Origin of the sequence: Tumebacillus lipolyticus, from assembly GCF_042682745.1 — a bacterium.
Taxonomy (GTDB): Bacteria; Bacillota; Bacilli; order Tumebacillales; family Tumebacillaceae; genus Tumebacillus_A; species Tumebacillus_A lipolyticus.
Genome location: NZ_JBHUIO010000002.1, coordinates 1,051,986 through 1,065,026 on the forward strand (window position 1 = coordinate 1,051,986; position 13,041 = coordinate 1,065,026).

1 protein-coding gene is annotated in these 13,041 nt (G+C 59.9%); it reads right to left on the reverse strand.

All coding sequences use genetic code 11. The features are described 5' to 3' along the window. Nucleotides 1-261: 261 nt before the first annotated feature. Nucleotides 262-12,915: an amino acid adenylation domain-containing protein gene (locus ACFSOY_RS04155; RefSeq protein WP_386044261.1), complete on the reverse strand. Its 12,654-nt coding sequence runs from the start codon at nucleotides 12,913-12,915 to the stop codon at nucleotides 262-264. Between the last annotated feature and the right edge of the window lie 126 nt (nucleotides 12,916-13,041).

The window sequence follows — 13,041 nt, forward strand, 5'->3', positions numbered from 1 at the left end:
TCTTATCAATAGATCAAGGAGATAAAGTATTCATTTATTTTTTCATTTCATACCATTCTATACCTATTATTTTTATTTTTCAATGATAATAATTATATTATCTTCTAAATATCGTACTTGACAGTTTGCCAAAGACTGTCCTGCTCTCCTCTGCAACAAAAAAACCAGCACCCATTGGATGCTGGTTGTCAAATCTTGATTCATGACTCGCACTTCTCGCACGCGTCCTTCTCTTTTCTCATCGCCCGCAAGCGGTGTTCACTACCTTCTCTTCACAGCTCCGGCCCGTTCGCGGCGCTGGATCTGCGGTGTCTCGATGCGCTCCGCCGCTTCGATCGCCATCGCCAGCTCTGCGATCGTCGTCTTTTCAAACAGCTCCCGCAGCGACAACTCCACTTGGAACTCAAGCTGCACGCTGGCGATCAGCTGTGTTGCCAAGAGCGAATGACCGCCGATCTCAAAGAAGTTGTCGTGGATGCCGATCTGCTCGACCTGCAAGAACTTCGACCACAGCTCGGCCAGCTTCTGCTCGGTCGGCGTGCTGGGCGCCACATACTCCCTTTCTTTGCCCGCACTGGAAAAGTCGGGCTCTGGCAGCGCCTTTCTGTCGATCTTGCCGTTTGGCGTGAGCGGCAAGGCGTCGAGCTGGAGGAAGGCGGCTGGCATCATGTGGCTGGGCAGGTGCTCGCTGAGCAGCGCTCGCAGTTCGGGCACCAGCTCCTCCTGCGGAGCGGAGGCGACCAGATAGGCGATCAACCGCTTGTCGTCCGGGTTGATCTCCTTGACGATCACGACCGCTTCCCGCACGGACGGGTGGCCGATCAGCTGCGCTTCGATCTCGCCGAGTTCGACGCGGAAGCCGCGAATCTTCACCTGGCTGTCCATCCGCCCGAGGAACATGATGTTGCCGTCTGGCAGCCGGCGGGCCAAGTCTCCCGTCCGATACATCCGAGCGTCCGCCTGCTCCGCGAACGGATCGGCGACAAATCGCTCGGCGGTCAGCTCCGGCCGGTTCAGATAGCCGCGCACCACCAGGTCACCACCGATGCAAAGCTCACCGGCGATGCCGTTTGGCACCAGCTGTCCGTGCGCGTCGAGCAGGTAGATCGCCGTGTTTGCCATCGGCTTGCCGATCGGCGTCTGCCGCTCTTCAGCATGCTCCGGATCGATCTGGTAGGCGGTCGCAAAGATCGTCGTCTCCGTCGGCCCGTAGCCGTTAAAGATCGCAAGTCCCGGAACGCGCTTGGCGATCGTCGCCAGCAGTTTTTCAGAAAGCGGCTCCACGCCGACCAGCAAGCGGTGCAGCGAAAGCGCCCCGTTCCCCGCTTCCAGCCAAGAAGCGAGGTCTTTCACCATGTACGGCGGCAGGTAGGCGGAGGTGATCTCCTGCTCAACCAGCCATCCGATAAACGTCTCGCTGTCATAGCGCACCTCATCGGATGCCAGGCAGACGGCCGCCCCGTACAGCAGCGCCGTAAACATCTCATAGACGGAGACGTCAAATCCAAAGCTCGTCCAGACGCTGCTCCGATCGCCCACCTGCAACGGTTTGCGGTTGTGCATGTCGGTCAGCAGGCTGACCACCCCGCGGTGCGGCACCAGCACGCCCTTCGGCTTGCCGGTCGTGCCGGACGTGTAGATGATGTAGGCCAAGCCTGTCGAATCGGTGCCTGCGTCGAGGTCAGCTGCCGAACAGCCGCTCCAAGCTGGGTTCGCTTGGTCGACCGCCAGCACCTGCCTGCCCGCTGCCGACAGTCGCTCTGTCAGCGCGCTCTTGGTGAGCACGACCGGCGCCTGCGCATCTTCCAGCATGAACTGCATGCGCTCGTTCGGGTAGGTCGGATCGAGCGGCAGGTACGCGCCGCCCGCCTTCAGCACCGCCAGGATGCTGACCAGCCATTCGTGCGAGCGCTCCATGAAGATGCCGATCGGCACGTCAGGGCCTGCTCCAAGCGTCAGCAGGTGGTGCGCCAAACGGTTCGCCTGCTCATTCAGCTCGCGATAGGTCCGCACCTGATCCTCATACACGACAGCGGTCGCGTCTGGCGTCTTGGCGACCTGCCGCTCGAACAGGCTGTGCAGCGTCGCCTCGCGATCATAGTCGCCCGCCTGATAGCTGCCGGCCAGCACGGCGAGGTGCTCCGCTTCGGACAGGAAGGCCAGCTCATCGATGCGCTGATCCGGATCGGATACGATCGCGGCGAGCAGGTTGCAGAAGTGCACGCCCATCCGCTCGATCGTTTCCGCCGCGAACAGGTCGGTGCTGTATTCGAATTCTGCCTGCAAGCGATCGCCATCTTCGACCAGCGTCAAGGTGAGGTCAAACTTGGCCGTCCCGCTCTCAAGCGGCTCTGGTGTCAGCGTCAAGCCCTGTACGTCCAGCTTCCCTTTCGGCGCGTTTTGCAGCGTGAACATCACTTGGAACAGCGGCGATTGGTTCAGGTTGCGCTCCGGTTGCAGCACTTCGACCAGCTTCTCAAACGGCACCTCTTGATGCACATACGCTTCGAGCGCCGTCTGGCGAACGCGAGCCAGCAGTTCGCGGAATGTCGGCGCACCCGACAGATCGGTGCGCAACACCAGCGTGTTGACGAACAGGCCGATCATCCCTTCCAGCTCTTCGCGCATCCGCCCTGCGATCGGCGAGCCGACCAAGATGTCCTCCTGACGGCTGTAGCGATGGAGCAGGAGGTTGAAGGCGGACAGCAGCGTCATGTACAGCGTCGCACCTTCGGCACTGCTCAGCGCGCTCAGCTTTTCGGTCAGCCCGCTGTCGAGCGAGAAGTTCGTCTGCGCACCGCGCAGCGTCGGCAGGTCAGGGCGCGGATAGTCGGTCGGCAATTGGAGCAGCGGCAGCTTGCCGCCCAACTTTTGCTTCCAATATTGCAACTGACCCTGCAGCACATCCCCTTGCAACCATTCTCGCTGCCAAGCAGAGTAGTCAACATACTGCAGCGGCAACGCCGGGAGCTGCTGTTCAGCCGAGCCGGCCGCATAGCCGCGATAGAGCTCGACCATCTCGTCGACGAGGATGCCCATCGACCATTCGTCGGTGACGATATGATGCATCGTCAACAACAGCAGGTGCTCGTCAGGGCGAATTCGGAGCAGTGTAGCGCGCACCAGCGGACCTTGCGCGAGATCGAACGGTTTTCGCGCCTCCTCGATCGCCAGCGCCTTCATCTGCTCTTCGCGAGTTTGCTCCGGCAGATCTTGGAGATCGAGCGTCGACATCTCCAGCGTCAGATCGCTTTGAATGATCTGGATCGGCTGCCCTTCCTCGCTGACAAACACGGTGCGCAGCGATTCGTGTCGCTCGACCAGCGCGCGGAAACTCTTCGCCAAAGCTACCGCGTCCAGCTCACCCTGCAGTCGCAAGGAGACCGGAATGTTGTAGGCGGAAGAGGCCGGGTCGAACTGATCGAGGAACCACAAGCGCTCCTGCGCAAAGGAGAGCGGAAGCTGCCCCTCGCGTCCTACTGCGGTGATCGGCAGCACCTTCAGCACCGGCTCACCTTGTCTGTTCGCTTCGATCAGCGCCGCGAGCTCCGCGATCGTCGGCGCGTCAAACAAGCTTTTTAGCGGCATCTGAACGGACAGCTGCTGGTTGAGGCGCGACATCGCGCGCGTCGCCAACAGCGAGTGACCGCCCAGCACGAAGAAATTGTCACGTACCCCCACCTTCTCCAGATCGAGCACGTCGCGCCAGATGCCGGTCAGCGCCAGCTCCAGCGGCGAGGACGGCGGAACGTAGCTCGCCTCTGAGGTCAGGTCGATGCCCTCAGGCGTTGGCAACGCTTTGCGATCCACCTTCCCGTTCGGGGTGAGCGGCAGCGCGTCCAACCGCACGAATGCGGAAGGCACCATGTAGTCGGGCAAGCTTTTTCGCAAGAAGCTGCGCAGTTCCCCCAGCTCGGGCAGCTCGTCCGCCAGACAGACGGCGTAGGCGATCAGCGCATTGTTGCGGCTGATGACGACCGCTTGGCGGATCGCATCGTGCGTTTCCAGCTTCGTTTCAATCTCCCCGAGCTCGATGCGGTGTCCGCGCACTTTGACTTGATGGTCGAGGCGACCGAGGAACTTGACCGTTCCATCTGGCGAGTAGCTTGCCAGATCGCCCGTCTTGTAGAGCTTTCCTTCTGCAAACGGATTGTTGAGGAAGCGCTCCTCCGTCAAGTCGGGGCGATTCAAGTACCCGCGCGCAACGCTCGCACCGCCGATGTAGAGTTCACCCGCCACGCCAACCGGCACCGGTTGGAAGTGGTTGTCGAGGATGTAGAGCTTGTAATTGGCGAGCGGCCTGCCGAGCGGGATCGGAGCTTGCTCAACCTCCCGCACTTCCTGCACCGTCGCCCAGACGGTCGCTTCGGTCGGGCCGTACATGTTGAACAGCTGCGCATCGGTGCACGCTCGCAGCTGGCGAGCCAAGGCGAGCGGCAACTCTTCACCGCCGAGCAGGATCTTCTGCAGCTTCTGCAGCCCTGCGCCGCTCTGCTCACTGGCGAGGAGCATGCTCATCAGCGAAGGGGTGCATTGCAGCATCGTCACCTGATGGCGATCTGCTTGCGCCCAGAAGGAATAGGAGCTTGTGCTCATGCCCGCTTCGATCACTTCCTGTTCGGAGAGCAGGACGACTTGCGTTCCTCGCGTCAACGTCCAGAACAGCTCCAGCACCGAGATGTCAAAGCCGATCGAGGTGACGGCGAGCATCACATCCTGTTCGGCAAGGCGGATGCGCTCGTCCATCGCCGCCATGAAATTGACGACGTTTCTGTGTTCGATCATCACGCCTTTTGGCTTCCCGGTGGAACCGGAAGTGAAGATGACGTACGCTAGATGCTCCGGTTTCGCCTGGCTGACCGGATTGCTCAGGATCTCGACCTGCTCGCCCTCGGACAGCATGATCAGTTCCGCCTCGTGTGGCGGCAGCGCATCGGCAAGCGATGCTTGTGTCAAGATCACCGCCAGCTTCGCGTCCTCGATCATGTGCTGCAAGCGGTCTTGCGGATAGCTCGGATCGAGCGGCAGATAGGCACCGCCAGCTTTCAGCGTGGCGAGAAGTGCGACCACCATCTCCAAAGAGCGATCGAGGAAGATCCCGACCAGCTGGTCCGTTCCTACGCCGTGCGCCTGCAGCTGGTGCGCCAGCTGGTTGGCTCGGTTGTTCAGCTCGCGGAAGGTCAAACGCTCCGCCTCAAACACGACTGCTGTCGCCTCTGGGGTGCGCTCCACCTGCTCTTCGAACAGCTGGTGGATCAGCAGGTCTTCACGATGATCGACCTGCGTATCGTTCCACTCGAACAGCATCTGCTCCTGCTCCTCAACTGAGGCGAGCGGCAGTTCATGGAGCTTTTGTCCAGGATCTGCCACGATCGCCCGCAACAGGTTGTCAAAATGGGCGATCATCTGTTCGATCGTGCTCTCATCGTACAGATCGGTGTTGTACTCCCAGCTGGTGAGCAGCCCGTGATCCGTCTCGCGCACCAGCAGCGTGATATCGAATTTGGCGGTGCCATCGTCGAGCATCTCCGACTCGATCTCAAGGCCCGGCATCGACAGCGACACCGATGTGCTCTGCATGATGAACATCACTTGGAACAGCAGGGAGAACGACATGTTGCGATCAGGCTTCAGCTCTTGAACGAGCTTCTCAAACGGCAGCTCTTGGTTGGCAAACGCATCGAGGGTGGTCAAGCGCACCTGCTGCAACAGCTCGCGGAACGTCATCTCGCTGGTCACCTGGTTGCGCAGCACCAACGTGTTGATGAAGACGCCGATCAGATCTTCCACCTCGCGACGCTTGCGGTTCGCCATCGGCGTGCCGACCATGATGTCCGTCTGTCCGGAGTAGCGCGCCAAAAAGGTGTTGAACGCGGACAGCAGCGTCATGTAGAGCGTCGTGCCCTCGCGAGTGCTCAACTGCTGCAGCTCTTCGCTAAACTCGGGGGACAGCAGGTGCATCTTCATCGCGCCATTGTAAGTTTGATAGACGGGGCGCGGTCTGTCGGTCGGCAACATCAGCGTCTCCAACTGGCCGCTCATCCGCTCTTTCCAGTAGCTCAGCTGCCCGTCGAGCAAGCCTTCCTCGTTGTTTTTCTCCAGCCAGTGCGCATAGTCCCCATACTGGATGGCAAGCGGTGAGAGCGGCGATGGCTCGCCGTGGTAAAACGCGCTGTAGAGAGCGCCGATCTCGCGGATCAGCAGGCCGAGCGACCAGCCGTCCGCCACGATGTGATGGATGATCAGCGCCAGCACATGCTCTTCCTCGCCCAGGCGGAACACGGTGGCGCGGATCAGCGGGCCTTGATGCAGATCGAACGGCTCGCGGGCGAGCTGGCTCACCAAGCGGTTCGCTTCCTCATTGCGATCGGAGGCGTCATGGGAGGAGATGTCCTCTTCGGCGATCGCGATGCGAAGCTCCGGAAGGATCTCGGCGATCGGCTGACCGTCGACCGTCTTGACGATGGTGCGCAGCGTCTCATGGCGGGAGATGATCTCATTGATGCTCTTGGTCAACAGGTCGAGGTTGAGCTTCCCTTTCATCCGCACGGCGGTCGGGATGTTGTAGACCGGCTCGCCTGGTGCCAACTGTTCCATAAACCAGATGCGCTCCTGCGAGGAGGACAGCGTATGCCTTCCTTCTGGGCGCGGGGTGATCACCGCTTCCATCTGCGTGGGCACTTCGCCCTTCTCTGCGATCTTCTCCTGCACCGTCACCGCCAGCTCCGCTGCGGTCAGCGCTTCGAACAGCGCGCTGAGCGGCAGTTCGATCTCATATTCACCCCGCAGGCGGGAGATCAGCTGCATGCCGATCAGCGAGTTGCCGCCGAGCTGGAAGAAGTTGTCGTGCACACCAACGCCGTCGATGCCGAGCAGCTCTTGATACATCCTGACGATGGTCGCCTCCTGCTCGTTGGTTGGCGTGGCAAAAGGAGTCGACAGATGCGGGCGCGCATGCAGTTGTAGCGAGCCCTCCTCCTCCTCCTGATGTTGATCTGCGACAGACGCAACAGGTGTGACGGAGCGAACCGATTTCGCTTCGATCCAATAACGCTTGCGCTCAAACGGATAGGTTGGCAACGGCACGCGCAGTCGTCGCTCTTGCTGGTGCATCCCTTGCCACTCCATCGTGCCACCCGAAATCCAGAGCTGCCCGATCGACCCGAGCAAGAACTGGAGATCGCCTCGCTTCTCATAGGAGGGGCGAAGGGTCGGCAGCGCGATCAATCCCGCCTGTTGCCCTTGCAGCGCAAAGCTGCAGAGCGTCTGCCCAGGACCTACCTCTAGCAGCACGAGCTCTTCGTCTTGGCAAAGCGCTTGCAAGCCGTCCGCCAAGCGAACCGTCTGGCAGAGATGACGCGCCCAGTACATCGGGTCGGAAGCCTGTTCTGCTGTGATCCATTCACCTGTCACGTTGGACACGAACGGGATGCGCGGCGCGTTCGGGCGGAAGCTGCCGATCAGCTCTGCAAAGCGATCGACGATCGGCTCCATCATCTGCGAATGAAACGCATGCGAGTTTTGGACGCGCATACAAGCGATCCCTTGCGCCAACAGCTGTTGTTCCAGCTCGTCCATCGCGTCCGCTTCGCCAGATACGACACAGTGATGAGGGGTGTTGATCGCAGCGAGCGACAGTCGATCACCGAGCAGCGGCAGGATGTCAGCCGCGCTCATCGACACGCCGAGCATAGCACCTGCAGGCAACTGTTGAATCAGCTGTGCGCGCTTGGCGACGATCGTCAGCGCATCTTCTAACGAGAAGACGCCGGCGAGACATGCAGCCACATATTCACCCAACGAGTATCCGATCATCGCCTTCGGGCGAATCCCCCATTCGAGCAGCAGTTGCGCCAGCGCATACTCGATCACAAACAGCGCGGGATGAAGGTACTCCGTTCTCGCCAGCGGATCGTTCTCCGATTGGGTCTCGCCGTCTCTGCGGAGCAGCTTGCGCAGATCGAACGCCTGATCCGTTCCGCCATCTGCCGTCACGCTCACCGGCTCGACGCTCGCCTCCGGATACAGGAGGTCGCGCAGGTCGATGTTGATCTGCGGCTTCAACAGCTCGCAACAGGTGTCGACATGCGTTTTAAAGGTCGGTTCTGTCCGATACAGCTCTTGTGCCATGTTGACATACTGATCGCCTGTGCCGGGGAAGAGGAAGGCGATCGAACGATCATCGCGCTTCGACTGACCGCTCTGCATCCGGCGCGGATGCAGCGAGCTGAGCACTTCCAGCGCATCTTCGCGGTCTGTGACGACAAAAGTGCGACGATGTTCAAAGGCGCGACGACCGACTTGCAGGGTATAGGCGATATCGTCCAGCGCTTGCTCCGGGTGGTGCAGCAGGTGCTCCTTTAAGTTGGCGGTCGCCGTTTCCAGCGCCGTGGCCGTCTTCGCTGACAACACCAAGAGCTGAGCGCCCCGCGCAGAAGGGGTGCTCACCTGCTGCGGTGCCTCCTCCAGGATCGCGTGGACGTTGTTTCCGCCCAAGCCAAACGAAGAGACGCCGGCACGGCGGGGCGAATCGCCTCGCTGCCATTGCTTCAGCTCGGTATTGACGTAAAACGGCGAGGATCTCCAATCCACTTTTGGCGTGGGAGCCTCAAAGTGCAGGCTGGGCGGCAGTTGCTGATGATAGAGGGCGAGCACCGTCTTCATAAAGCCTGCCGCTCCTGCCGCCGCATCGAGATGTCCGATATTCGATTTGACGGAGCCGATCGCACAGAAGTTGGTCGCATCTGTCTGCGTCCGGTACGCTTGCGTCAGCGCCGTCAGCTCGATCGGGTCGCCGAGCGGCGTCGCAGTGCCATGCCCCTCGACGTAGGAGACGCTCTCCGGGTGGACGTCTGCCGCATCCAACGCCTTGGCGATCACCTGCGCTTGACCTTCGACGCTCGGAGCGGTGTAGCCGACCTTCTGCGAGCCGTCGTTGTTGACAGCCGAACCTTTGACAACCGCCATGATGTGATCGCCATCGCGAAGGGCGTCATCAAGGCGCTTGAGCACGACCACCCCAGTTCCGCTGCCCGGCACCGTCCCCTGTGCGTTCGCATCGAAGGCGCGACAGTGTCCGTCGGGCGACATGATGCCGCCTTCCACATGATGATAGCCGGTCTTCTGCGGCACTCCGACCGAGATGCCCCCAGCGATCGCCATGTCGCAATCGCCATTTCGCAAATTTTGGCTGGCGAGATGAATCGACAGCAGGGCGGTCGAACAGGCGGACGCCACCCCGTGGCTGACCCCTTTGAGGTTGAGCTTGTAGGCGACGCGGGCTGCCAGATGATCATTTTCATTGCCCAGCGCGACAGTCAGCTCACCGACCGATGCGATCAGCTCTTGGTTGGGCAGCAGGTTGAACATCAGATAGCGGCTGAGCCCAGTGCCCGCGAAGACGGAAATGACACCCTCGTAGTTTTCCGAGTCGTACCCTGCCACTTCCAGGGCTTCCCAAGCGGTCTCCAAAAAGATCCGGTGCTGCGGGTCCATCACTTCCGCTTCCCGCGGGTTGATCCCGAAGAAGCCAGCATCAAACCATTCGATGTCCTCCAAGATGCCGGCCGCTCGCACATAGTTCGACGCCTCGACAGCTTTTGGATCATGTCCGACTTCGAGCAACTCCTCTTTGCTGAACTGCTCGATCGACTCCACTCCATCGCGAAGATTGTGCCAGAATTCCTCCACGTTTTTCGCACCTGGAAAACGTCCGGCCATCCCGATGACCGCGATGTCTGTTCGCGATCGATCGCTCACGTTTTGCTGCGGCTTGACGCGAGGTTGCTTCGACTCGCTCGGTTGGCTGTTGCCGAAAAGGTGGTTTGCCAGCATGCTCACCGTCGGGTACTTGAACATTTCGACGACAGAAAGCCCGATATCATAGCGCTCCTTCAGCTGGCGATGAACTTGGATGAGCAATAGCGAATGTCCGCCCAAGTCAAAAAAGTTGTCGTTGAGTCCCACCTTCTTCACGCCGAGCACCTCTTGCCAGATCAGGGCGATCTCCCGCTCCAATTCGCTTTGCGGCGGCAGGTAGGTTTCCTGCACCGCCTCTTCCACCTTCAGTTCGAGCAGCGCCCGGCGATCGACCTTGCCGTTTGGCGACAGGGGAAGCGCAGCGAGGAAGGAGAACGTGTTCGGCACCATATAGCTGGGCAGCTTTTCCAGCAGAAAACGGCGCAGTTCTTTGGCGGTCACTGTCTGTTTTGCCACGATGAACGCGCTCAGCGCATCCCCCTTTTGCAACACCACCGCCTCTTTTACGCTCGGATGTTCGACGAGCGGCGATTCAACCTCGCCGAGCTCGATGCGGTAACCGCGAATTTTCACCTGATCATCGAGCCGCCCGCGATACTCGATCACACCGTCTGAAGCGAGCCGCACCAGATCGCCCGTCTTGTAGAGCTTCCCTTCGCCAAACGGGTTGGCGATAAAGCGCGAAGCTGTCAGCTCTTCGCGGTTGTGATAGCCGCGCGCCAAGCAGACCCCGGCGACGTGCAGCTCTCCCGTCGCGCCGAGCGGCACCGGATTGAGGTGAGCGTCGAGCACGTAGAGCTTCGTGTTGGCGAGCGGACGGCCGATCGGGATCGTCGGGCGCTCGCTATGCTGCTCACAGCGCCAGTAGCTGACGTCGATCGTCGCTTCGGTCGGTCCGTACAGATTGTGCAACTGCGCGTGGGGCAAGCGCGAATAGAATCGGTCTCGCTGCTCCGGCAACATCGCCTCACCGCCACAATAGACGTGTCGAAGGGACTTGCATCGCTCTACCCCTTTTTCTTCTAGGAAGATCTGGAACATCGACGGAACAAAATGCACGGTGGTCACCTGCTGCTCGATGATCAGATCGCGCAGATAGGCGCTGTCTTTGTGCCCGTCTGCTCGTGCCACGACCAGCGTGGAACCTGCAGCGAGCGTCCAGAAGAGCTCCCAGACGGAGACGTCGAAGGAGATCGGCGTTTTCTGCAGCACGCGATCCGCCTCGGTCAGCCCGTACTCTTCCTGCCGCCACAGCATGTGGTTGACAGCCGCTCGGTGCGTGATCATCGCGCCCTTCGGCTGACCGGTCGACCCGGACGTGTAGAGCATGTACGCCAGATGATCAGGCGTGATCTCCGCTTCCAGATCGCTCGCTTCCTCCGCGGCGTAACTGTCTCCATCTACGCAAATCACCGCAGCTTGCTGCTCAGAAATGCGCTCTGCGAGCTGCCCGTGCGTCAACAGCACGCGCACCTGCGAATCTGCTAACAGGCAGTCGACCCGCTCGGCAGGCAGGGCAGGATCGATCGGCACATACGCACCGCCCGCTTTTAACACCCCGCACACGGCGACGACCAGCTCGATCGAGCGCTCCATGAAGATGCCGACGAATGAATCGCCGCGCACCCCTTCTCGCCGCAAGCGAGCAGCCAAGCGGTTGGCCCGCTCGTTCAACTCTCGGTAGGAGATCGATTCCCCTTCGAACACGACTGCCGCGCGGTCTGGTGTCCGCTCCGCCTGACGCTCGAAAAACTGATGGAGCAGCATGTCTTGCGGGTAGTCCCGCTCCGTTCGATTCAAGCGATCGACCACCAGCTCATACTCATCAGCTGACAACAAAGGCAACGCCGAGACAGAGGCGCTCGGATCGTGCACAATCCCCTGCAAAAGAACTTCGAAGTTGCTCGCCATCCGCTCGATCGTCTCGCGATCGAACAGGTCGGTCTTATATTCCCATTTGCAGACCAGCCCGTCTGCCTCTTCGACCATCTCCAAGAGCAAATCATACTTGGCTGCTCGCGTCTCCTGTTCGAGCAGTCGCATCGAGAGCCCGGGCAGTTCAATTTTTGCAAGGGGCGAATTTAAGGTGAACATCGTCTGAAACAGCGGCGACACGTTCATATGCCGCTCCGGCTGCAATTCCTGCACCAGCTTTTCAAACGGCACTTCCTGATGTCGATATGCTTGCAGCGCCGTCAACCGCACCTGAACCAGAAAATCTTCAAACGATGGATTGTTTGCCAGATTCCCGCGCAAAACCAGATTGTTGACGAAAAATCCGATCAGCGGTTCCACCTCTTGGAGATACCTTCCCGCGATCGGGGAACCGACCAGCACATCTTCCTGTCCAGAATAGCGCGACAAAAATACCTGATAGGCTGCCAACAGCGTCATGAACAGGGTGGCCTGCTCCTTGCGGCCCACCTCCTTGAGCTGCTCGGTCAGCTCCTTCGAAAGCTGCCTCTTCACCGCACCTCCGCGATCGGTCAGCGCCAGATGGCGCGGGCGATCGAACGGAAGTTGCAAGAGGGGCAACTCTCCGGCCAGCCTGTCCCGCCAATAGTCGATCGACTGCGCGAGCTCTTCGCCGCGCATCGCCTCATGCTGCCACTCCGAAAAGTCCGCATATTGAAAAGGCAGCTCCGGAAGCGGTGAGCGCTTTCCTTCAACGAATGCGCCATAGAGCGCAGACAGTTCCTCGATCAAAATCCCTGTCGACCAACCGTCGGAGATAATATGATGCATCGTGATCAAGAGCAGGTGCTCACGCTCGGCGAGCTTTAACAAGGTCGTACGCAAAAGCGACCCGCGCTCCAGATCGAACGGACGAACCGCTTCCTCCGCGACCAGCTTCTCCGCCCGTTCGCGGCGCATCGCTTCTGGCAGCTGGTGAAGTTCGATCACAGGCAGTTCTTGCACCCGCTGTTCGGAGACCAGCTGAACAGGTTGACCCTCCCGTAATCCGAACGTGGTGCGCAACGATTCGTGCCGGTTCACAATCTCAGCTAAGGCACGCTTTAGCGCCTCCACCTGAAGCTCGCCTTCCAACAATAGCGCAGCCGGCATCAGATAGGCCGGGCTCCCAGCTAACAGCTGATCGGCCACCCACAGCCGCTGCTGGGAGAACGATACTGGAAATGCGTACAGATCTGTCATTTCACACTCATTCCTCTCGACAACTTATGATGAACTTCAATGGATAAGCTATATTTATCATTTTTACTTATTACACGCAAAATCGCAAGTGTGCGCCACAAAAAAGCAAGAGGCCGCTCTTTTAGA